Here is a 23,951-nt window from a genome sequence, read left to right on the forward strand (position 1 = left end):
ATTGATAATAAGAATGAAGAAGATGCAATTTCTCTTCTTCGCTGTAATGCTCATGTTTTTTGCGCATAATAATTACACATTTTATTGTTATTGAATGTGTCTACCTATATCAGCATAAGACAGGCTGATAATCAATTAAAGTACAAAAAGAAACAGCTACCCTTTCCATTCTCGGATTCTACCGAGATATGGCCGCCATGCAAGGTGATTATTTGCTTACAGATGCTTAAACCGATACCCGAGCCGGAGGGCTTGGTGGTAAAGAAAGGTACAAAAACCCGGTCGATAACCTCGGGTAAGACACCGATACCGTTGTCTCGCACGGTAAAGACGAGTTCGTTTCCCTCCCGCTGAGCCGCCACGATAATCTCGGGGTTTGGCTTTTCCGCACAAGCCTCACAAGCATTCTTCAGTAAGTTCAAGAAGACCTGCTCCATCTGCGCCCGATCCGCAAACCATTCCAGAGGCTCATCCGGCAAGCGGAAACGGATAGAAGGCTCCGGGCACAAACGCCTTAAATCCGAAAAGAAATCTTTCACTAAGATACGGGTCTTTACCGGAGAGGCGATCCGGGTCAATCTCCGGTAATTCTCAACGAAATCCAGCAACCCTTTACTCCGGCGATGGATGACATTCACCCCATGCTGGATATACGAACGATTCCGGACATCATCCGGATCTGCTTTACAACGTTTGCTCAAGGTCTCGGACAACGAGATAACGGGTGTGATGGAGTTCATGATCTCGTGCGTCAAGACACGGATCAATTTCTGCCAAGCCTCCATCTCATTCCGCTCCAAGGTAGAATGGATGTTCTTCAAGCTGACGATCCAACGCTCGCAACCTCGCAAGTCGATACGAGTGGCATCGATCGCCCAATCTTGCGGAACGGATGGTTTTCCGTAACGCACCACCGTCTTCCCCGCCTTGATAGCCTCCAAGAACTCATTGGGTAACCGACACCTCGTATCCAGCAACGCGTCGGCGGCCCGGTTCTTCCACTCAATAGCCCCTTCCCTGTCAGTAACGAGTACGGCAGTGTCCACCTTATTCAACAGACTCTCAAAATACTGCCGCCTCACCTCCTCGTCCATCAATCGGCCACGCAAGGATCGCAGGGCCTCGGACAAATCGTCCGCCAACTCCCGCATCACCTTATCCTCATAAGGTGAACGAACGATCTGGATCAAGTCTTGCTGCCGCAAGCAATCCACCACATAACGCCAATACTTCACCTGCCGCATCTGTATGAAATAAAGATGAATCGAGAAATACAAGATCGCGATCCCGCAAAAAGTAGGACAAAAAATAATCTCCTCATGCACGCAATAGAACAGGAGTCCCGTAGACAATACGATGCCTAGGATGTGCGAGATGACCGTGAACGCATACGATCTCATAAGCCGAACTTCTCTATTTTGCGATACAAGGAAAAACGGGTGATACCCAATAGCTCGGCGGCATAGCTCATATTACCGTTGCTTTGCCGCAAGGCTCGCTCAATGATTTTCCGCTCGGCTTGTTCCAGATTCAAATCAGGGTCCAGCTCCTTCTTCCGCTCGTAAGAGGCTGTATAGAGAGGGAAATCATCCGGTCTCAGCACCGTACCCTCGTTCAAGATCACGGCTCGCTCCAAAACATGCTGCAACTCCCGGACATTACCGGGCCAAGGGTATTTCATCAGCTTACTCCCCGCCTCCCGGCTCAACCCTTTGATCGTTTTCTTGTATTTCCGGCTATACAGCCTCTGGAAATGATCGGCCAGCATCAAGATATCCTCTCCCCGCTCACGCAGCGGTGGTATGGCTATCTCTATGGTATTGATCCGATAGAGCAAGTCTTGCCGGAAACTCCCCTCGCCCACCAGCTGACGCAGATTGGCGTTGGTGGCGCAGATCAAACGAACATCGATCGAGATCGGTTCCACCGCTCCCAAACGGGTGATATGACGTTTCTCTATAGCCGTCAACAATTTAGACTGCATCGGCAAGGACAGGTTACCGATCTCGTCCAGAAAGAGCGTACCACCGGAGGCCATCTCCATCCGTCCCGACTTAGACCGTCGGGCATCCGTGAAGGCTCCTTTCTCGTAACCGAACAACTCACTCTCAAATAATTGTTCCGGGATGCTTCCCAAATCGATCGTCACGAAAGCATCGTCACGCCGGGGCGAGTAATGCCTCAACAAACGAGCCACCAAATCTTTTCCCGTACCGCTCTCGCCGGTAATTAATATATTCGCGTCAGTCTCCACGAGTTTGTAGATCGTATCCTTTACCTTCAGCATCGCTGGCGACTCACCGATCAATTCCGGCAATGTGTCGTCCGCCTTCATGGCTTTCATCTGCTCCCGCAAACGTCCGACCTCCTTACGGGAATGGCTCAATCGAATGCCCGACGAGAGGGTAGCCAGCAACTTCTCCGTTTCCCACGGCTTGGAGATGAAATCGGTAGCTCCTACCTTAATGGCCTTGACCGCCTTCTCTATATCCGAATAGGCCGTCATGAAGATCACGACCGCTTGCGGATCGATCTCCAAGATTTGTCCCAAATACTCAAAACCCTCCTGCCCGCTCACGGCATCCCGATGGAAATTCATATCCAGCAAGACCACGTCCGGTTGGAACGTTCGCATGAAATACTCAATGCGTGCCGGTTGTGTCGTTACCTTCACCTTTTGCATGTACGGCTCCAACAGTAAGTTCAATGCGAACAACACATCCTTATTATCGTCGATGATCAATATCTTTCCTTTTTCTTCCATACGGACAAAGATAAAGGGAATAAAGACAGCTTGTACGTGCATTATCGCACAAAAAATGTACGCTATCGCACTACATGAAGAAATACAGATTTTTCTATGATTCTATTTTCTAATACGTTACATTTATGGCATGATATTTGAATCGGATTCAGCGAAATTGAGTCATCAGCGATATCATCAAAAAACGGAATTGCCATGTTAATACATTACTGTGTCATTGCCTTCAAAAACATCTGGAAGTATAAAGTCAGCGCCTCCATCAGTATCCTAGGGCTGGCTTTCGCCCTCGTCTGTTTCGTGCCCATACTCTATTGGATGGATCATGAGACCACTTACGATTCTTTCTACAAGGATTCCGAATCCATCTACCGTGTCTATAGCGCCGAGAAACAATCCGGGAAAGTGAACAAAGGAGCCTCGAAAGGTATCGAGAATAGCTTACGAGAGCAAGTCCCAGCTATCGAAGCCTCCACCACGCTTATGCTTTCAACCGAAAACTGCCGAACCCAAGCGACTCCTTATATCCAAATGAATATGCTTTATACAGACAGCACGTTCCTAGAGGTATTCCCGCAATCTTTCGTTTGTGGAGAAATGAATCATCCGCTACAAATCGTAAACAACATGATCTTGAGCGAACGTACGGCGGTCCGTCTATTTGGCGACGCGGAAAAGGCGATCGGGCAACCGATACACACCTTGATGAGAGCCTCCTTACCTCCCTACATCGTCACGGCTGTGGTGAAAGACCCATCACCCCATACCAATCTACCGTTCGACGCGATCATCAACCATAACATGATACAGCATTTCTCCCAGTTACCTCCAGAGGCACAATGGAGCTTCTTCGTGATGGACTTATACGTGAAACTCCATCCAAGCTCAGACCCAAAAGCCTTCGCCAATCAACTAAAAGAGCTACCTGAACGTATCGGGGTGAACATGGAGATCGAGTTGCGAACACTCCCCATCCGTGAGATCCGGCATCATCTGAATGAAGATGCACCCTTTACCTTAAATTTCATCGGCTTGTTCGTCGTATCCGGTGCCTTATTATTGTTTGCCGCCCTCTTCAATTTCTTGAATTCCTATATGGATCTCTTTCGGCAACGTGTGCGGGAATGGCGTTTACGGACGGTCAACGGCGCAACGAGAAAACAATTGATCGAACAAATGTCTGTCGAACTAGGCTGTTCCGTACTTGCATCCTTGTTGGTAGCCTTGATATTCATAGTCCAAGTCAAGCCGCTTTTCGCCCGATGGCTGGAGATTGATTTGGAGATGGGCCGGTTCCTGTTTCTTTTCGCAGGGGTAGGTATAGGTACATTCCTCATCCTCCAATGTGCAGGATTAGTATTCTTCGGACAGTTCAGCCATACGGCAACCACCTCGCTCGTTCCCAAAGAGACAGTCAAACCCCTTTTGTTACGCCGCATGGCCGTGACCTTACAATTGATGATCAGTATCCTGTTCATCGTAGCATCGCTGGTTGTCATGGAGCAAATGCGATTCGTAAATCAAAAAGATTTAGGTTTCGATCCAAAAGGCCTTATCCAACTATCCGGCTTCGTAGACGTATCCGGGAAAATAGAATCCACGTTGATGCAAGAGTTAAGTGCCCTGCCGCAGGTCAAAAGTTTCACCGACACGAACTTTAAGCCTCAACATCATGTCGATCCCATGGCGATCTTCACGAATGTGGAATGGGAGGGAAAACCGCTGGACACAAAGGTGGACTTCCACCTCTATGGAACCGATCACCGATTTGGTGAGACCTTCGACCTAAAGATGTTAATGGGCCGGTGGTGGACAGAAGGCAACGAACTTAGTGTCGTGCTCAACGAGTCGGCGGTTCGTGCCATGGGCTTACAAGACCCAGTCGGCAGCATCATCCGTATGCCGTGGTGGTCAGATTTCAGCGTGATCAAAGAATACGAGATCGTCGGTGTCGTCAACGATTTCCATGCGCTATCTTTCCGGGAAAGTATTCATCCGATGCTATTCATTCCTTCGGGTGGACTGGTGAATAATCTGTATATCCGGGTCATACCCGGCGAGGAAGGAAACATCGCCCACCATATCACGGAGCTACTGCCCAAGATAGACCCGACATTAGCGGATACCCGGATCACCCCGATCGGAACGCTTTACGATCAACTGAACCAATCCGAGATCATCGGGCTGAAAATATTCTCGTTCCTCGCTTTCGCCTGTTTGCTAATCTCCTTGTTCGGCATTTACGCCGTCGCTACAGCCTCCACGAAACGGCGGCGTAAAGAGATCGCTATCCGGAAAGTAGTAGGCTCGAAAGCCTCCGAGATCATTTTCTTGTTCTTCAAGGAATACATGCGATTAATTGTCATCGCCGGAATCATCGCTTTCCCGATCAGCTATCTCGTCATGAACTACTGGTTGCAAGGCTACGCCTATCGCATCCAAATCCAGATCTGGTGGTTGGTGGGAATATTCATCACCATTACCAGCATGGTTCTAGGTACGATACGTGAACAGGTATGTAAGGCAGCCAATGAGAATCCGTCGGAAGTCATCAAGAGTCAATGAATGCCTATGAAAACTACAGACTATTCACGATCAGCTTGATAATACCAAGGATTTTATGTAAGTTCGCGATTCCTAAATATATAATAGAATATGGAACATCCATTGAATATTTACAACACGCTTACGAGAAAGAAGGAGCAATTCATACCCCTGCACGAGCCGCATGTAGGTATGTACGTATGTGGCCCCACGGTTTATGGTGACGCCCACTTGGGACACGCACGTCCGGCGATCACGTTCGACTTGCTATTCCGTTACCTTACCCACCTAGGATATAAAGTGCGTTATGTACGTAATATAACGGATGTAGGGCATCTGGAGCACGACGCCGATGATGGGGAGGATAAGATCGCCAAGAAGGCACGACTAGAACAGTTGGAGCCGATGGAAGTGGTTCAATATTACCTCAATCGTTATCATCAAGCGATGGATGCGCTGAACGTACTTCCTCCCAGCATCGAGCCGCACGCTTCCGGACATATTATCGAACAAATCGAGTTAGTCAAGAAGATTCTGGATAACGGCTACGCTTACGAGAGTCAAGGCTCCGTCTATTTCGACGTAGAGAAATATAATAAAGATCATAAATACGGCATCCTCTCGGGTCGCAATATCGAGGATATGTTGAATACGACCCGCGCGTTGGACGGGCAGGACGAGAAGCATAACGCCATCGACTTCGCCCTTTGGAAATGCGCCCAGCCGGAGCATATCATGCGTTGGCCGTCTCCGTGGAGCGACGGCTTCCCCGGTTGGCACTGCGAATGTACCGCTATGGGCAAGAAATACCTCGGGGAGCATTTCGACATCCACGGGGGTGGCATGGACTTGATCTTCCCGCACCATGAATGCGAGATCGCGCAAGCCGTGGCTTCCCAAGGGGATGACATGGTTCATTATTGGATGCACAACAATATGATCACCATCAATGGCCAGAAGATGGGTAAATCATTAGGTAATTTCATCACACTGGAGCAGTTCTTCACAGGTGATCATCCGACGTTGCAACAAGCATATTCCGCCATGACCATCCGTTTCTTCATCCTGCAAGCGCATTACCGTAGCACGGTCGATTTCAGCAACGAGGCTTTGCAAGCTGCCGAGAAGGGCTTGTCACGCTTGATGGAGGCATACGGACATTTGATGAAGTTGAAACCGTCCGCTACCTCTACCGTAGACACGAAAGGTCTTCGTGAGAAATGTTTCGAGGCCATGAATGACGATTTGAACTCACCGATCGTGATTTCTCATCTATTCGATGCCGCCCGTGCGATCAATTCCGTAAAAGACGGTAAGGCTACCATAACCGAGGAGGACCTGAAAGAATTACAAGAGGTATTCCACTTGTTCTTGTTCGACATCCTAGGTATGAAAGACGAGGCTTCCGCCGGTGGTAACAGCTATGAGACTTTTGGCAAGGCCGTAGACTTATTATTATCCATCCGCCAGCAAGCCAAGGCGAATAAAGACTGGGCTACCTCCGACAAGATCCGTAACGAATTAACCGCAATGGGATTCGAGATAAAGGATACCAAGGATGGGGCGGAATGGAAACTAAGCAAATAATCCACCAAGCGAATAGTAAGAGGTTATGACAATCCATGAATTTCTTCAAGGCGATAAATTCGCCTTGCTTGCGGGCGTTGAATTATTAGAAACGGGCAACGGTTACGCCAAGGCGCGTATGCTCATCAAGCCCGAACATTTAAATGGTGGAGGCGTATGTCAAGGTGGGGCGATCTTCACGTTGGCGGATCTAGCTTTCGCCGCGGCGACTAATAGCCACGCACGCCTGACATTATCCATTACCTCAAACATCAATTTCTTTAAGGCGGAGAGTAAGGGATATTTATATGCGGAAGCGAAAGAAGCGTTCAGCCATAAGAGACTGGCGAATTGCGAAGTCCGTATCACCAATGAAGCCGGAGAATTAATCGCGACTTTTAATGGTACAGGTTACCGCAAAGACACGGAATTACCCTTCACTCCGTTGGTTTAAAAAAGAAATTCTATAAAAAGCGAAAGCCTTTGGGGTTTGTTCCCAAAGGCTTTCGCTTTTTTATGCTTATACGCAACACATTATAAATCAATCTAAACAAACAATATGTCATAAACAAATTATTCACATGTCATAACCTCTGCCTTTATGAGCCCCTTTATTATAAAACATCTTTTATATTTGTCTACATCTATGCTACACGATCACGACAACTACCCTATCAATATAAAAAGCTCTCGCCCCAGCTCCGTGATGAGCTGGGTGCGAGAAACACAAGCCTATCTAAAAGCTTTCATTTCTTCTGCACCACGATACGGCAAGTAAGCGGGGCACGCAGGTTATAGGAGTCTTTATAATAGACCTCGGCCGCCCCGATCTTCAGTTTCGCCCGGATCTTTACCGGGATATGGTTCTCGTCATCACCGATCCAAACCTCCGCCGCTTCCTTGGCTTGGGAAAATGCCTCATCGTAGATATCGATATAGAAATGACGGGTACGGAATTTCGCCTCCTTATGCTCGACGATCTGTTGTCCCGTATAGCGGAAACGAGCGTTCACGAGCTCCCGGCCGATAGCGATCATGAAAGGGAACTCCGCACCATAACTCATCGTCCGCCAATCCAGCGAACGGAGATACATCGTAGCTCCCAGCATATCGAATACACGTCCTTTCGCCATTAGCATCGTGTCGATCTTCGTCTCCTTTAATGTATGGCGATGCGAGTGGATATCGATCCTACCGCTTCCTTGATACTCAAACTGGAGATTATCCACCAGATAGTAGTCTCCCTCGTTCGTGCGCTTCGAGCTGAACAAGAGCCGAGGCTCCTTTGAGTAATGGCAATCCATCGTATCACGCATCCTGAAGACTTTCTCGATCACGCCGGCAGAGCGGAACAACAGGTTATAATGCCATGACGGCGCTCCTTGGTATTCCGATTCTTTCACGGAAAGGGTAGCCAATCCGGCCTTCGACATGATCAGCCCCCATTTGAAATAAAGATCGTAATCCACCCGTTCCCCATGGGATAACGGCAACGTTTGTGCCCGCAAAGACGTAAGACTCGCTACACACAAAAAGAAAACGCATATATACAGTTTAGAAGCGCAAGCCGCCCACACCGCTGTTCCTATTGGACGAAGACTGTGTTCCCTCATTTTTGTAATCTCTTTTCTTTTTCGTTAGCTCTTTCGGTTTATTCTTCGTGATATCGATCGGTTTCTGCCGTTTCATCGGTGTAGCCTTGATATTCCAAGTCTCCTCCACTTGCCAATTCTGCATGATATTGAATATCTTCGGGCAATAGAAGACAAGTTCCGGCTGCCGTTTATCGGCGTAATTACCGGTATCCCAGACACCGTTATCATTCACGTCTAATACTAAACGGGCATAATATTTATCCGGTTTCAAGTCCATGAAAAGCACGCCGCCATCTTTTACCTTCACCTTACGGATCGGCTGGTCGCTGCTATTCAATAATTCCACGAAAGCGGTGGTATCCGCTCCCTCGATATTGATATATAAATGCCCGTACTCATCTTCCTTCTTGATCTTGAATTCCCCGCTATACACATCGTTCCATTTACCATAGGCACTGAATATCGTGGCGGAGTCTACTTCCAAACGGTATTCCTCTCCATACTTCCACGGGCGCTTGATGAAGAAGTTCAAAGAGTTCGTCGTATCCGGAAAGAAATCGAAGTCTACGGCTTCCCAAAGCGTATCCACTTTCTGATCCAGATAGAAATGATCTTTCGTTAACCCCGCTACCGGTTCGCTAAACGTAACAGCGACCGTATCATACAGGTTGATCGAACCGGAAGCGTTTACGTTCATTCCCAGAAACTCGATGGGTTCCGGCTCATCGTCTTTTTTCTTTTTCTTCTTCTCCACAGGACGGCGACGCACGGTAAATTGTACCGTATCGGTCTGCGGACGAAGTATATTCATGGAATCGCTTTTCAGGTAATTCACCTCCACTTGCAGCGTATCTTGCTTCCAGATCAAAGAATCGGTCAACCAGTAATGCACGGCTTTTCCTTCCTCCGCTGTCTGCAAGAAATACCAATTGCTATCCGCCGGGGTGAAATTCAAAGGAACCGGTACCGGAATAGTATCCAAGGAGGTATTGAAACGCAAGGTTAGTATTTTCTCATCCGTACGCTCCGGCTTCAACATATATTGACGCTCTACTTTCTCCTTAAACAGGCGTAACTCGATATTGTCCGGCATAAAATGGGTATAACCGACTGTCATCACCGTATCGATCGTCAAGCTATCTTTCCAAATCGTATCTTGACGGGTCGTCAACTCGAACGCAGGGACGATCAAGGAATCGTAAAAAGCGATCTGCTGCCCGGGCTGGCTGTACTTGTAGGAGCGCATCACATCCTCCAAGGCATAGATCCGATAGGTTCCGGGGGCCATATTACGAATCGTAAACTCTCCCTTGTCGTTCGTACGGGAAGTACGGACAAATGGGATCGTCGTAAAGGCGGAATCCTCCAGATTCGTATGCACGCCGATCGTAATACCCGGCATAGGCTCCAGATTCTCGGCGTTCAGCAAGACTCCGGACACCTCCATACTATCAATGGATTCGCCGGTAGAGAACGCGAAGGAATAATTCTCCAATACATTCTTCTCATTATTATCGGAGATCGAATTGGTAAAGTCTATCGTATAGGTCGTATTCTCCTTCAACGTATCCATCAGCTCGATGACCGCCTTCCGGCCGTTCGCCCGGATAACGGGTTGCTCCATTTGGGGTGGAGTGATGATCACGTTCTCGGTAGGCTTATCGATCTGGATCAACTCATCAAAAATAATCTCCACCTTCTTTCCCTTATAGTTTATCTGGTTAGGCAACGGCGTACTGCTTACGAACTTAGGCGGAGCCTCATCATAAGGCCCCCCGTTTGGCGAGGCTATATTCGCGCACGAGTACAGCACGGCCAGCAGAAGTACCCCTATAAAGAACCGTAAACTATTTCTTACGTATTTATCTTCCATTCAATCTTCATATTTCAATTGAGGGACAAAAATAGGGAAAAATCCCGTGAACGATAAGGATATATACGCTAATTAATCTATACAGGCCACCTAAATTAATTGAGTTATCATAAATTATCTTCACCTTATTGTCATTTTTCTCTCCTAAAGAATATCATCGCGGCTCATCCGGAAAAAAACATCAGCTTGTTTTCCCGAAAACACGTACATGTTTTTCGGAAAACACGTACGACTTTTCCAAAAAACATGTACGTGTTTTTTCGAGTCTGGTTATCAATCTCTTACAAAACGGTAATTCACATCGAACTTATTGTAAAATAAAACACCCGAAATAAGGCAGATACCTAATTAAAAACAGTATCTTCGCGATAGATGGAAGTATAACCAAATAAATAGAGCAACTATGTCAGAAGTATCAGGTATCGAATTGGAGAAAGATGCGGCAGGGAACAACAGCTACGTTCGCATCGACTTAAAGAAATATGGGGATATGATCAATCCTATATTGCAACGATTGGGAGTAAACCTATCGGATAGTAACCTTGATGAATTTGAACGAGATTGGAACAAAGGATTGAGCATCGAGGAATTCAGACAATACGCAAAACAAGAACTAAGAAAACATTTCTATGAAAAAAACGCAGAAAGAAAATAACACAAAAGTTATTATCCCTAAAGAAATAATCACTTATCTGATGGATTTAGCCGACACCTTATTTGAGAAAGATTATTATTCATACATTGAGTACGCAAACATACTTATCGATGATATCCTCGACTTCATCCACACTTTACCTCATGCGCCACATTATAACCTCTCCCATACAGCTGAAATGAGGTTCAACCGATACGGGAAAGATTTGCAATACGCCTTTTTCAAACGAAAAAGCAGTAAACATACCACATGGTATGTTTTTTTCAACCGGAAAGGTGATCGATATATTATACGTTATATCACCAATAATCATAAAGACGGCAAGTATATAAGAGCTCCTTTTACCGAGGAGGATTAACACTTCGTTTTAGCAACCTGAACCCAATCCGGCAATACAAACACTTTCGCTTCTCGCAATATTCTCGTTTTAACTGGATGAGTGATTGCGTATCACCAGCGTTATGGACTTCGATACCGGATCGAGCGAAAGCGGTTACGATATGATTGCGTTCCGGCGGGATACTCTCCAAGAGGCGGGTCGCACGCAGGCAATACTCAGGAAGTTTATTTCGACCGCCGTAAGCGAATAGCAGAGGGACTACCGTATTTATTAACAGGATATTCAAGGCATTCTCCCCGATCATTTTATCTTTTTGCACCGAGGCGTATTGGAAGTGATAATGATTCTTCCAATAATCCGAGGGTTGGATACGGAAATAATCCTTGATCTCTTTAGGAGAAGAAGCGGACAGGATCATCGAGAACAACGTATCGTACCGATGCCAGATAGCGGACAGTTGCGCCAACTTCACATGCGGGAAGTTGGTCGGACGGATGCGAAGGCTTTTGAACAAGGAGTCATCCAAAGGCTTGAGGCCGAACTTATGGCGGAGAAACTCATATTCCCGCCTCAGCAGACGGTAGTAATGGCAGGAGCCCTCTTCCGAGAGCATACCCGCTTGTCCGAAAAGCATCGCCTCTACTTGCGACTCGCTAGCCCTTTGCTTTTGGATATATCGCAGGGGGAGGCTTTTCGCCAACCACTCGAAAGCGTCGCTATTCACGCCAAAGCCGAAACTACGGGTTAATAGGATATAGAACACCTCGTTCCAATCCTCTTGGTACTGATCCAACAGACGGTATATATCCTCTGTCTTTCGTTCCAGCCGCTCACTGAGTAAGGTATCCATCCACGAGGCCAGATGCACGGAGTCTACTTCTTGAATCCGTTCCAGACAGGGAACTGGCACCTCTCTTGCCAATAACCAATCGATATTTTTCCGGACAGGTTCCGGAACGGGTAATATCAATTGAGGAATAGGCTCACCGTTCATCCGGCAGATGGATGCGTCATTCACACCTGTTACATGCAAGATAACGGAGTCATATGCCTTATCCGAATCATGATGATGCAGCAACCAATCGGAAGCTTTCTCGTGGATCTCCACGCTTCCGGCCCATACCGTGCCGTCAATCTTTATCTTGGCGTTGAAGAAGTCGGGACCGGCGTCGGTGTTTTGTATTCCGGGATCGATAACAGCGATGGGAAGCCCCTCGGTGGTAGCCAATGAAGTACTCGCGTAGAGTTTGTATTTCCAAACATAGTGTAATAAACGTTCCATATTCTTTCAGAGTTAAGATTTTGGATTCAAATGTAATTCATTTTCTGTATATTTGCGACATTAATTGAATTAAAGTATGAAAATTGCACTTATAGGTTACGGGAAAATGGGCAAAACGATCGAGCAGATCGCCATCCAAAGAGGACATCAAATTGTTTCCATCATAGATATCAATAACGCTGAGGATATATATTCAGAAGCGTTCAAGAGCGCCGACGCGGCGATTGAGTTTACTACCCCGGCTACCGCTTTCAATAACTATATGAAATGTTTCGAGGTAGGCGTGCCGGTCGTATCGGGTACTACCGGATGGCTGGACCGTATCGGCGAGATCAAGGAGAAATGCGAGAAAGAGGGCAAAACCTTCTTCTACGCCTCCAACTTCAGCATCGGCGTAAATATCTTCTTCGCCATGAACAAGTATCTGGCGAAAATCATGAACAACTTCCCCTCCTACGACGTTAAAATGACGGAAGTCCACCATATCCACAAGCTGGACGCACCCAGTGGAACGGCTATCACGTTGGCCGAAGGTATCTTGGAAAACATCGATCGTAAAGACCGCTGGACCTTAGAGAACGCCGAGAACGCGACCGACCTGCCGATCCACGCCATCCGTGAGGGTGAGGTTCCGGGTATCCACGAGATCACGTATGAGTCGGACGTAGATACGATCAGTATCAAGCATGATGCCAAGAGCCGTGCCGGATTTGCGCTAGGCGCCGTAATAGCGGCAGAGTTTACCGCCGGAAAGAAAGGTTTCCTAGGCATGAATGACTTATTCAAATTCTAAACGTATTAGCTAAAAGATGAAGAAGTTCACGAAAAAACAATGGATCAAGTTTAGTATAGCGGCCGTATTATACACGTTGTTCGCTATCTGGATGCAAAACTTATGGTTACTGCTGGGATTAATCGTCCTAGTCGATATATTCTTGACGCACTACATCCCTTGGGGAGCTTGGAAACGGTCTAAGAACCCGGCGGTACGCAACGTATTGGAATGGGTGGACGATATCGTATTCGCGCTGGTAGCCGTTTATTTCATCAATTTGTTCGTCTTCCAGAACTATCAGATACCGAGTTCTTCCCTAGAGAAATCCTTGCTGGTAGGAGATTACCTGTTCGTCAGCAAATTAAGTTACGGCCCTCGCGTTCCGAACACTCCGATCTCCTTCCCGTTGGTACAAAATACGTTGCCTATCTTAAACTGCAAATCGTATCTGGATTGGCCGGAATGGGGCTACAAACGGGTGAAAGGTTTGGGCCACGTGAAACGTAATGATATCGTAGTGTTCAACTTCCCCGCAGGCGACACGATCGCCGTGAAAGTGCAAAACCCAGATTACTACTCCTTGGTCGAGGAGTACGGACGGGAACGTATCTTATTGGATAAGGCCACGTTCGGCGAGGTTATGTACCGCCCGGTCGACAAACGGGAGAATTACGTGAAGCGTTGTATCGGTATGCCGGGTGATACGCTCCAACTCATAGACAACCAAGTGTACATAGACGGTAAACCCGCCGAGAACCCGAAAGATATGCAGTTCAACTACTTCATCGAAACAGACGGTTCCCCGATCACAGAGGAGCAATTCCGCCTAATGGACGTAAGCAAGGATGACCGTATGCTGGCCTCCAGCGGCGGTTATTACCAGAACCTATTGTCATACCTAGGCTTTACGCCTAACGCGAACGGACAGTACAACCCGGTATATCGCCTGCCACTCACGAAAAAGGCCTTGGCGATAGCGGAGAAGTTACCTACCGTGAAGAAGGTTATCATCGAGCCGGAGACGTTGGGCGGCCCTACCTATCCGGTCGGATACAATACTGGCTGGACCCGTGATAACTTCGGGCCGCTTTGGATCCCGAAGAAAGGGGCTACCATCCCGTTGGACGAACGTAATCTGGCGTTGTACAGCCGTTGTATCAAGAATTACGAGAACAACACCTTGGAAGTGAAGGACGGCAAGGTCTACATCAACGGCAAGCCCGAGACTTCCTATACGTTTAAATACGATTATTACTGGATGATGGGCGATAACCGCCATAATAGCGCGGATAGCCGCTCATGGGGTTTCGTACCCGAGGATCACATTGTCGGCAAGCCGATCTTGGTTTGGCTATCCTTGGACAAGGATCGCAGTCTGTTCGACGGTGGTATCCGTTGGAACCGCCTGTTCCGTTGGGTGCATCCGGATTAAGAGGTGAAAACTTCGTATTATGACAATCCAACGATTCCTGATAGTTCTCATGAAATGGCTGGCAGCTTTCGCGCTAGCCGCGGGGATCGTCATGCTCATACGCCTTTTCTGCATAGAGTCCTATCGCATCTCCACGGACTCTATGGAAGAGGCTTTGCATAAAGGGGATTATATCCTAGTCAATAAAATACCGGGGAAGAATAAGCCCGTCCGGGGCAAGGTCGTGCTTTTTACCAGCCCGCTCTCTCGAGATTCAGCGGATGCTCCCTTATTCATCAGCCGATGCATCGGTATGCCGGGCGATACGATCCGGGTCAGCATGGACGGATATACGATAAACGGGCAGAAAATCCCCCGCTCTCCTCGCTCCCTCTGTTCCTATTTCATAACACTGAGCGCCAAGGAGACGTTCTTGGAGACGTTAGAGAAGTTGGACATCCCACTTAGGGATTTCAGGCAGGAAAGTTTCGGCTGTATGCTCAGCCTCACGGCTTTCGAGGAATATCAATTGAGGGAGGAATTGCCCGACGCCATAAACCGTCATTTTATCGGGGAACAAATGCAAGAATACATGTTGATCGTCCCCCGGAAAGACCGGGCTTACCCGCTGGACGCCGCCTCGCTCACCGCCTGCAAGGAGATCATCATGCGGGAGACGGATGGTAAAGCTTCCTTCCGTGACGGAAAGTTATATCTGGACGGGCGGGAGACTAATTTCTTCTTTTTCCAACAAGACTACTATTGGGTACTGTCCGATAATACCAACGAGGCGGTAGATTCCCGCCATCTCGGTTTCATACCGGCCGACCATATCGTCGGCAACGCTTGGCTCTGCTGGTACAGCCCCGACAAACAACGAATCTTTAAACCCGTTCATTAATCATGCGACCTGTATATATAGCGACCGCCTATCTAGGCCCCATACAACAATATTGTAAGATGCTCCAATACCCGGAGGTCCGTATCGAGACCGCCGAGAATTACGTGAAGCAAACCTATCGTAACCGTTGTTCCATCGCCGCCGCGAACGGCCCACTCTCCCTATCCATCCCCATCGTCAAGCCGGATACCTTGAAATGCCAGACCAAGGACATCCGTATCTCCGACCACGGAAACTGGCGGCACCTACACTGGAACGCTTTGGTATCGGCCTACAATATGAGTCCGTTTTTCGAGTATTATGCCGATGACTTCGCTCCTTTCTACGAAAAGAAATACGAGTTCCTCCTCGACTTCAACGAGGAACTGCGCCGTCTAGTCTGTGACCTGTTGGATATGCAACCCGCAGTCGTCTACACCGAGCATTATGAGCCAGAGGTAGCCAACGATTTCCGGGAAACGATCCGCCCGAAACACGAAGGGGAAGATCCCGCCTTCCACCCGGAACCTTATTATCAAGTATTCCGGGAGAAATTCGGATTCCTCCCCAATCTGAGTATTGCTGATTTGCTGTTCAATATGGGCCCCGAAGGACTCGTTACGTTACGGGCATCGATTACCGGATCTCTTTAATCGCTTGTATCAAGGCTTCCATATCTTTCGGGAAGATATCTCCGATATTACCGATACGGAACGTATCCGCATCCGAGATCTTACCCGGATAGATCACGAAGCCTTTCTCCTTCAGCCGTGCGTAGAACGAGGTGAAATCGAAATCCGCGGAAGGATATAAGAACGAAGTGATAATAGGCCCTTGGGCATCATCGGGCAGCAAGGTCTTGAAACCCAATCCACGCATACCTTCCACCAATATCTGGTGATTCTCTTGATATCTCTTATAACGAGCCGTGATACCGCCTTCCTCGTTCAATTCCTTCATCGCTTGGTAGAAAGCGTGAACCACGTGCGTCGGAGACGTGAAACGCCATTTGCCTCCCCCTTTCTCCATCGCTTCCCACTGGGCATAGATATCTAAGGAAAGCGAGCGGGCATTCCCCTTCGTCGCCATCAATTTATCTTTTGGGGCGAGGATAAAGCCGAAGCCGGGAACTCCTTGAATACATTTGTTCGCGCTACTGACCAAGAAGTCGATACCTAAACCTTTCACGTCGATAGGGACACCGCCAAAGCTGCTCATCGCATCCACGATAAAGGTAATCCCCCGGCCCTTGATCACCTCGGCTACCTCCTCAATCGGATTCAACAAACCGGTCGTGGTCTCGCTATGTACCATTGAGAGATGCGTGATACCGGGATGTTCCTCCAAGGCACGTCGGGCTACCTCGCCGGTTACCAGTTCCGTCTCATGCAAAGAGACCAGTACGTAATTGATATGATAATAATCGGCGATCTGCGCCATACGTTTGCCATAAGCACCGTTAGCGAGGATCAACAATTTATCCTCCGGACGGACAGCAGCCCCGATCGTAGCCTCCACACAATACGTTCCGCTACCTTGCAGCAGGACACTGGTGTACTCATCCCCGTCCAGTCCCGCTATCGCCAGCAAGCCTTTACGGATCGGGGTAACGATACCCTCGTTATAATCCTTATCCCACGTACACCAATCTTGAAGCATGGCCTCACGCACCGTCTGCGACGTACTCAACGGGCCCGGTGTCAATAATAAATAGTTTCTCATATGATTGTTTTATTCTATTCGGTTATCAAGCTTAATTCCTGTTGTTAATCTTCTCGATGCAAGCGGGCAGCTCGGCGATCGTATCCAAGACGAAATGAGCCCCCGCCGCCAACATACGCTCACGCACCTCTTTCTTCAGAGATTCCCATTCTTCCGCCGGACGGCTGTTATATTCCTCCTCGCTCACGCCCATCTCGTTGCTACCGGTCACGATACCGACGCTCCATACCTTGGCGTTCACGCCCTCCTTAATATCAGCGATCGTATCTCCTACCTTCACCACTTGATCTACGGAAGGAATCGCTAAATCTATCATATTCTTATAGATCATATACGGGGCGGGGCGACCGGCCGGGACCTCGTTTGGTGTCACCAGATTATCTACCCTATATCCTTTGGCCTCGGCTCCGGGACGGACAATCTCCATCATCTTCGCCGTGTACCCGGTCGTAGAGCCGATCTTTATACCTTGCTCGCGAAGCATCGCCATCGTCTCCAAGACTCCCGGTATCGGAGTGGTGAAATCCTTCAAGGAAGCGAACAAATGTTTCTCGAAACTAGCGTACATCTCATCCACGTCCCCCTTGTTCCAGTCCCTCTTATACAAGGCACGGAACTTCTCGTTCACCTCCGGCATGCTCAAGATCGCCTTGATATGATCGATCTTCAAGAGACCCATCGGCTCACGGGCCTGCCGGTAAGTGATATCAATCCCTTTCTCTTCCGAGAATACCTTGAGAAAAGCGTTCAGTGGAGCGAAGCATCCATAATCCACGGCCGTACCGGCCCAATCCATAATGACACCTGAAATCTTCTTCATATTCTGTATGTATCGTATTTAATAATTTTCTTGTTTAAGCGATCGTAAGGACATTGTTTTCGGTAGGTTCAAGAGTTGCTATTTCCTCGCAGCCACATAAAGCGGTCTCCTTGCGATAGCGTTGCCGCAAATATACGAAGGAAGCGACAAAAGTGGCGCAGCAAAAGATCCCTACATATCCGGCAAGTTGGTTATAAAATACCTCCCAGTCCAATCCCGTACCCACGAATTCCTTTAGCACCAATACCAGTATCGTACCCGTGTACCCCAGAAAATCAGTTAAGACAATAAAGAAACCGACGTTTCCCCGTATCTTGAAACAAGCGATGAAGCGATCGAAGAAAATCGTCTGGAAGGTTAAGTAAGCCATATACAGGCAAAGGCTCTGCAAGAAAAGCCATGTCACCGGGCTCAATCCCATCCGCTCCTGCCCGAACGACACGAACGCCATGACCATCATGCCCGTAATAATCAAACCGTACAGGATTGAAAGCGCCTTAAAATTATCTTTCACGAGCACCATCAAACCAAAGATCGCCAAGATAGTCAAGGTCACCACGCTATCTATTTGCGTGAACAACCAAGGCGAGTAACCGGACATATCGATGATATTCACCAAGAAGTCCTCCTTGATATCCCGCAACACCACGATCGTTATATTCGCCACGAAAAGCATCGTCAAGAAAGGCATGAAGTTCTTGAAAAGCTCCCAACGCTGCCGCCCGTTCAAGGTCTCCCGCTCCGACTTCAAGGCGATATCCTCCTCCGTAGGCTGTGGAAGTCGGTTCAGCGCATATCCCAACAAGGCTAGCAAAGGCAATGCCACCGCCCCGATCAAGGCGGGCATCCAGAACTCGCTGACCTGCCACGTATCCATTACGTACAAGCCGACAGACTTCGCCGTACCGGAACTGATCACCATACTTACGCCCAACAAACTAGCGAGGACATCCGTCATCCTACGTCCTTCTATAAAGCTGAAAATAATCCCCCACATACATCCCAGCGAAAGCCCGTTCAAGAACATCGCCGCTATATTATAAGGAGCCGAGAGCAACCCGAAGAATACCAACGAAAGTTCCGCCATCACCACGGACATCAAGATGAACCGCAAGCGCTCTTCCCGCCGCAACTCCGATATCAACTTAATTCCCATGAACTTCGACACCACGTACCCCAAGATCTGCACGATCGTAACCGCCACCTTATAGTCCATATTGAATACCTCCAGATCCTCGAAAGCGGCAGCCGTATAAGGCTTACGCAACATATATACCAAGGAATAAGAAAGCAAAGCGGCCCCTCCGGCCCATAGGATGAAGAAGAGATCGGAAACCCGCCTCCGGGATGTTTTATTTGTCTGTATCGCAGTGTCCATAATCTTCTGTCGTTTTATTTTCGAAGGCAAAAGTACAGCCGCCATGTTACAGACATATTACTGAACCCATGAATGTATATTATTAATACCCAACTAGGAATCAATAAATTATAAAGAAATATTTATGTAACATTCATGAAACGGAAACGCAACATATGTCCTCTTATTTTGTAAGGTAAATCAAGAATATAAACACATGAACAATCTTCAAGAATTCTACCGAAAGATCGAATATCTACGAAGCAATGGGGTTAAGATGAAAGAGATAGCCGACTGGATCGATATGGCTCCCAGCATATTGTCCTCCCTATATACGACCGTATTGCCGAATTATTTCGAGGGCATCAAGAGTTACCCGCCGGAAGAAGCGCTGGACTCGGCGCTCGCCCCAGTGAATAACGTGTCGAAAAAACGTTTGCTTTCCCATATAGAGGAGATGATCCTTCGCCTAGACCAGATGGAGCTCGCCGAACCGGATAGCCTAAAAGATAATCCTTTCGCCAAGCAATTGATGGAGGAGACACGGCTCTCCGCCTCTAAAATAGAGGCTTTCAAAGGAATCTATACCAGTTACAGCCTTTCTTCCTCCTCGGACTGCCTCAAGATGGAACCCTTCCTACTCTCCCCCTCGGATAATCAAGTCCGTGTAGGGCGGATCAGCGCTTATGGAGAGGCTCAATGGGGATTCGGGATCATGCCCGATCCTCAGAATTTCCATTGTATGCTGAACGAGAACCAAGCGCCCCAATTCACGATGGTAACGATATACCTGCAAATACCATTTTTCAAGAATCCCCGCCAATTACGAGGATTATACATCGGGCAGGATTATAATCGTAACCCGATTGCCCGCCGAATCCTTCTTATCAAGGAATCAGAAAGCACGGAGATCGATGAATTCATGAGCCGGAAAAGCGGACTGATCGATAAAGAAGATTTTACCCCGGAACAACAGGCCTACTATGATTATACTTGCCAAACAGGAGATTTTATCAAGATGTGTACAGTCCCATCCCTGCGGATGGACGAGAGTGATTTAGTCAAAGAAAAGAAGATGCTAACCCTATAAACCAGTAGAGACGGGGCATGCCCCGTCTCCCAGCATCCCAATAGAATAGAGACTGATTATTCCTTCTGGAACTTCCTGCTCACCTTCAAAAGGTTCGCCGTAAAAGAGACCACGTTCTGGGCCTCTTGTACCATGTTCAAATAAACCATGCTCACCTTCGTGCTGCCGGACTGCCCTTGGATACGCTTCAACTCCCCTTTCTTCAAGGCGGTAAGTTGGTTCATCAAGGTAATCGACTCAGCGATCAGCTCCTCAAAACCAATATAATCGTTTTTACGGATCATAGTAGCGCAATTTCTCAAGAAGGAGATGATTTGTTCAGATACCTTACCAAAATCATCTTTCTGTACCGGACTCAACGGGCTGAAATTATTATCGATATGATCTTTCATCGGTTCTGCCAAGCGACGGATACTGAATATGATCTCGCTGGCGAAGTCATTTCCTTGATAATAATAAAGCCCCTTCTCCACGGCGATATCGTGATCCAATTGGGTAACGCCAAGCGTACCGACACGTTTCACTTGCTTCAAGTGAATCTTCTTCTCCTCCACGGCAGTCAAGACCTTGCGCAACTCACGGAGGTTCTCATTCATGAATCCATTTACCGCCTTGCCGAATACTTCCGCCGTAAAATCCAGATCGGATTGTAATTCCTCACGGCTATGCTCGCGGAACAGGGCCAAAGCCTCACGGGTATCCGTAGCCTTACGAAGTTTAGACACCGTAGAATTCACCTCCTCCTTCAATGCCTCTTTCCGCAATTTAGCCTTATAAGCGAAGTGGCTACGAACCAACGAATAGATCGCCAAACCAATCATAGCGACCAAAGCTGGAATACCTCCCCAATAAATCAAGAGAGCGACGATGAAACAGATCGTAAAAGCAGCCCCTGCCGTAATGAACCAACCACCTATCACGGACAATACGCCTGTGATGCGATATACGGCGCTCTCACGCCCCCAAGCACGGTCTGCCAACGAAGTACCCATAGCGACCATGAAAGCCACATACGTCGTAGATAAAGGCAATTTCAAGGAGGTTCCCAAAGCGATCAGCAATCCGGACAAAACCACGTTCACCGAGGCACGTACCAAGTCGAAGCTAGCCTTGTCATCCATGATCATCTCGCTTTGGTTGAAACGGCTATCAATCCAGTTCTTAACCGGAGTGGGCACGATACTTAATATCGTAGCGGATATATTACTGCAATTCCGTACCAATACCCGTGCGACAGGCGATGTACCGAAAGACTCCTCTCCATCCGATTGACGAGACAGATCCAAGGAAGTCTTCACCACGTTCTGAGCCTTTTTGGAGGTAGCCAAGGCGATTACCATCACGACCCCGGAACCCACCAAGAAATACCAAGGTGTCTGGGCCGGTCCCAACAAGGAGGTCATCAAAAATGTATCCGTGGTAGTGGTCCCTCCCTGCGCCATCAAGTCCATATAAGAGGAATAGCCAGCCAAGGGGACTCCGATAAAGTTCACCAAGTCATTCCCGGCAAAAGCCAACGCCAAGGCAAACGTACCCATCAAAATGACTACCTTGAATACATTCACCTTCAACCAATGCAATACCTGCATCAAGATCGTAAAAAATACCATACATCCCAAAACGATCATCCCCGTATTGGCATACACCATATCCTTGAACTCACCCGTCATAAAAGAACTTGTCTTCAATCCCTTTATCAGCATAAAGTAAATGATGGAAGTGGCCGCTAAACCTCCGAACAGACCAATAAAATATTTAGAGCTTTTCTTATAATTAAACGAGAACAAGATCCGGGACAGATACTGCACGATCACACCAAAGAAAAAAGCGATCGCCACAGAAAGAAAGATACCCAGAATCACGGTAAAAGCCTTTTCGGTATTCAGCAGATCCCCCAATTGCAAAGCGCCTGAAGAACTAGCGATCTTTACCAAAGCGATCGCTACCGTTCCACCCACCAACTCAAACACCATGGAAACCGTTGTCGAGGTCGGCATACCTAACGAGTTAAAAATATCCAGTAGCACCACATCCGTAAGCATAACGGCCGCAAGGATACACATGATCTCCGAGAAATAAAAATGCTGGGGTTGATAAATACCATGCCGGGCGATATCCATCATACCATTGGATAACGCCGCTCCGACAAAGACTCCCACAGCAGCGATAGCGATAATAACTTTAAAGGATGCGGCTCTCGCGCCGATAGCTGAATTCAAGAAATTCACGGCATCATTACTAACACCGACCGATAAATCTACGATGGCCAATACAAACAAAAATATGACCAAGAACAAATAAAATGTTTCCATACTGATTGTTATAATTCTTGCGCAAAGTTCTGAAACAATTATTTCGCATCCGTTACATACATATTACAATGATGTTACAACCTGCGGATTAGATTCAAAAACAACCAGATATGAAATTAGGTTGAAATTAACATCAAGTATTTCTCTTTTAAGAGAGAGATCCACTAAGGGTTTTTATATACATTTGCGACTATATATTTAGAAGGGAAATAAGTTAACAAGATTCTAGTTACTTGGAAAAACACTCCAAAGAAATAATGCAATGGGTCTGTGAAATCGCGCTATCCGATTCTCAAACTGCTTTTAAATCGCTTTATTTAGCCTATTTTCAGAGGCTAATGCGGTTTACATCCCTTTATGTGCCTTCCTCTGTAGAAGCTGAGGAAATTGTCTCTGATACATTTCTAAGTCTTTGGAATAATAGAAAGTCATTACCGAAGATCTCTAACTTCGATTCTTATATCTATGGCATAGCCCGCCACAAAGCCATCAGCCTATACCGGACACAGCATATGGAGAAAGTCCAGATCGATGAGAATACGATCGATTTATTTGCGCATACTGATACTACGCCCGAGGAAGAACTTATTTCCAAAGAATGCATCGATCATTTAAATGAGGCGATCAATACACTCCCGGATAAATGCAAGATGGCTTTTAAACTGATCCGTGAAGATAAGATGAAATATAAGGATGCGGCAAATATCCTAGAAATATCAGTAAAGACATTAGAAGCCCACATCGCCACGGCAGTCCGGAAACTACGGGAATCTCTAGCTAAAGAAATAAACGACTAATCTATCCACGTTCCCTCTTTGTAAAGACGTAGCGTGCCACATCTCTACAACGGCTGGTGTATATACCAAAAAAAGGAGCCAATCTTTCGACTGACTCCTTTCACCTAAGACGGCGGCTACCTACTCTTCCACTGTTACGCAGTACCATCGGCGTGACGAGGCTTAACTTCT

The 23,951-nt window shown here is 47.5% G+C and carries 20 protein-coding genes; 11 read left to right on the forward strand and 9 right to left on the reverse strand.

Annotated features, from left to right (window positions below; all coding sequences use genetic code 11):
• Positions 1-131 precede the first annotated feature (131 nt).
• Positions 132-1,400: a sensor histidine kinase gene (locus tag NBH16_RS21530; protein ID WP_005864013.1), complete on the reverse strand. Its 1,269-nt coding sequence runs from the start codon at positions 1,398-1,400 to the stop codon at positions 132-134.
• Entirely contained in the window at positions 1,397-2,764 is a 1,368-nt protein-coding gene (locus tag NBH16_RS21535) for a sigma-54-dependent transcriptional regulator (protein ID WP_008778028.1), read from the reverse strand. Before NBH16_RS21535 ends, NBH16_RS21530 begins: the two co-directional genes overlap by 4 nt.
• 195 nt (positions 2,765-2,959) lie before the next feature.
• On the opposite strand from NBH16_RS21535, the gene NBH16_RS21540 reads away from it, so the two are divergent.
• The 3 genes from NBH16_RS21540 (at position 2,960) to NBH16_RS21550 (ending at position 7,325) form a co-directional block, all read left to right on the forward strand.
• Positions 2,960-5,326, forward strand: a complete 2,367-nt coding sequence (locus NBH16_RS21540) for an ABC transporter permease (protein WP_250789049.1) — start codon at positions 2,960-2,962, stop codon at positions 5,324-5,326.
• A gap of 90 nt (positions 5,327-5,416) precedes the next feature.
• Positions 5,417-6,892 (forward strand): cysteine--tRNA ligase, encoded by a 1,476-nt coding sequence (cysS, locus tag NBH16_RS21545; RefSeq protein WP_250789050.1) that lies wholly within the window; start codon positions 5,417-5,419, stop codon positions 6,890-6,892.
• A 25-nt stretch (positions 6,893-6,917) separates the two neighbouring features.
• Entirely contained in the window at positions 6,918-7,325 is a 408-nt protein-coding gene (locus NBH16_RS21550) for a PaaI family thioesterase (RefSeq protein WP_005864005.1), read from the forward strand.
• A 292-nt stretch (positions 7,326-7,617) separates the two neighbouring features.
• Here NBH16_RS21550 and NBH16_RS21555 read toward each other — a convergent pair whose 3' ends face one another.
• Complete coding sequence (locus NBH16_RS21555; protein ID WP_005860674.1) at positions 7,618-8,484, reverse strand: DUF3108 domain-containing protein; 867 nt, start codon at positions 8,482-8,484, stop codon at positions 7,618-7,620.
• On the reverse strand, positions 8,426-10,339 hold the full coding sequence (locus NBH16_RS21560) for an Ig-like domain-containing protein (RefSeq protein ID WP_057326751.1): 1,914 nt from the start codon (positions 10,337-10,339) through the stop codon (positions 8,426-8,428). Before NBH16_RS21560 ends, NBH16_RS21555 begins: the two co-directional genes overlap by 59 nt.
• A 403-nt stretch (positions 10,340-10,742) precedes the next feature.
• On the opposite strand from NBH16_RS21560, the gene NBH16_RS21565 reads away from it, so the two are divergent.
• Together NBH16_RS21565 and NBH16_RS21570 are read left to right on the forward strand one after the other, a co-directional pair.
• The gene (locus NBH16_RS21565; protein WP_250789051.1) at positions 10,743-10,994 is read left to right on the forward strand and encodes a hypothetical protein; all 252 of its coding nucleotides are present in this window, start codon (positions 10,743-10,745) and stop codon (positions 10,992-10,994) included.
• A complete protein-coding gene (locus NBH16_RS21570) occupies positions 10,969-11,352 on the forward strand; it encodes a hypothetical protein (RefSeq protein ID WP_250789052.1) in 384 nt (127 codons plus the stop codon). The genes NBH16_RS21565 and NBH16_RS21570 overlap by 26 nt, the downstream gene beginning before the upstream one ends.
• Here the strand turns inward: NBH16_RS21570 and NBH16_RS21575 are convergent.
• Positions 11,336-12,616, reverse strand: coding sequence for a DUF2851 family protein (locus tag NBH16_RS21575; protein ID WP_250789053.1), 1,281 nt, complete (start codon positions 12,614-12,616; stop codon positions 11,336-11,338). The two genes, NBH16_RS21570 and NBH16_RS21575, sit on opposite strands and share 17 nt — an antisense overlap.
• Positions 12,617-12,692: 76 nt before the next feature.
• Here NBH16_RS21575 and dapB point away from each other — a divergent pair, with 76 nt between their 5' ends.
• From dapB to NBH16_RS21595, 4 genes are read left to right on the forward strand one after another with little or no spacing between them, the layout of a single operon-like run.
• Positions 12,693-13,409, forward strand: coding sequence for a 4-hydroxy-tetrahydrodipicolinate reductase (dapB, locus tag NBH16_RS21580; protein WP_005863996.1), 717 nt, complete (start codon positions 12,693-12,695; stop codon positions 13,407-13,409).
• 16 nt (positions 13,410-13,425) lie between these two features.
• Complete coding sequence (locus NBH16_RS21585) at positions 13,426-14,823, forward strand: S26 family signal peptidase (RefSeq protein ID WP_005863994.1); 1,398 nt, start codon at positions 13,426-13,428, stop codon at positions 14,821-14,823.
• 19 nt (positions 14,824-14,842) lie between these two features.
• Entirely contained in the window at positions 14,843-15,703 is an 861-nt protein-coding gene (gene lepB / locus NBH16_RS21590; RefSeq protein ID WP_005863992.1) for a signal peptidase I, read from the forward strand.
• A gap of 2 nt (positions 15,704-15,705) precedes the next feature.
• Positions 15,706-16,335 carry a WbqC family protein gene (locus NBH16_RS21595; protein WP_121962220.1) on the forward strand — a complete coding sequence of 210 codons (630 nt, stop codon included), beginning with the start codon at positions 15,706-15,708 and terminating at the stop codon, positions 16,333-16,335.
• Here the strand turns inward: NBH16_RS21595 and phnW are convergent.
• Genes phnW through NBH16_RS21610 form a run of 3 tightly spaced genes read right to left on the reverse strand, consistent with a single transcriptional unit; the run spans position 16,319 to position 19,602 of the window.
• Positions 16,319-17,404, reverse strand: coding sequence for a 2-aminoethylphosphonate--pyruvate transaminase (gene phnW, locus NBH16_RS21600; RefSeq protein WP_122382923.1), 1,086 nt, complete (start codon positions 17,402-17,404; stop codon positions 16,319-16,321). The two genes, NBH16_RS21595 and phnW, sit on opposite strands and share 17 nt — an antisense overlap.
• A 31-nt stretch (positions 17,405-17,435) precedes the next feature.
• Complete coding sequence (phnX, locus tag NBH16_RS21605; RefSeq protein WP_005863985.1) at positions 17,436-18,224, reverse strand: phosphonoacetaldehyde hydrolase; 789 nt, start codon at positions 18,222-18,224, stop codon at positions 17,436-17,438.
• A gap of 34 nt (positions 18,225-18,258) precedes the next feature.
• Positions 18,259-19,602, reverse strand: a complete 1,344-nt coding sequence (locus tag NBH16_RS21610; RefSeq protein ID WP_196009419.1) for a DUF5690 family protein — start codon at positions 19,600-19,602, stop codon at positions 18,259-18,261.
• Positions 19,603-19,798: 196 nt separating this feature from the next.
• On the opposite strand from NBH16_RS21610, the gene NBH16_RS21615 reads away from it, so the two are divergent.
• The gene (locus tag NBH16_RS21615) at positions 19,799-20,671 is read left to right on the forward strand and encodes a hypothetical protein (RefSeq protein WP_250789054.1); all 873 of its coding nucleotides are present in this window, start codon (positions 19,799-19,801) and stop codon (positions 20,669-20,671) included.
• A gap of 56 nt (positions 20,672-20,727) precedes the next feature.
• Here the strand turns inward: NBH16_RS21615 and NBH16_RS21620 are convergent, their stop codons facing one another.
• The gene (locus NBH16_RS21620; RefSeq protein ID WP_044545184.1) at positions 20,728-22,983 is read right to left on the reverse strand and encodes an inorganic phosphate transporter; all 2,256 of its coding nucleotides are present in this window, start codon (positions 22,981-22,983) and stop codon (positions 20,728-20,730) included.
• A gap of 257 nt (positions 22,984-23,240) precedes the next feature.
• On the opposite strand from NBH16_RS21620, the gene NBH16_RS21625 reads away from it, so the two are divergent.
• Positions 23,241-23,780 carry an RNA polymerase sigma-70 factor gene (locus NBH16_RS21625; protein WP_259013169.1) on the forward strand — a complete coding sequence of 180 codons (540 nt, stop codon included), beginning with the start codon at positions 23,241-23,243 and terminating at the stop codon, positions 23,778-23,780.
• Positions 23,781-23,951: the final 171 nt, after the last annotated feature.

The sequence above is a fragment of the Parabacteroides sp. Y3-G-102 genome (assembly GCF_023656845.1).
GTDB classification, from domain to species: domain Bacteria; phylum Bacteroidota; class Bacteroidia; order Bacteroidales; family Tannerellaceae; genus Parabacteroides; species Parabacteroides distasonis.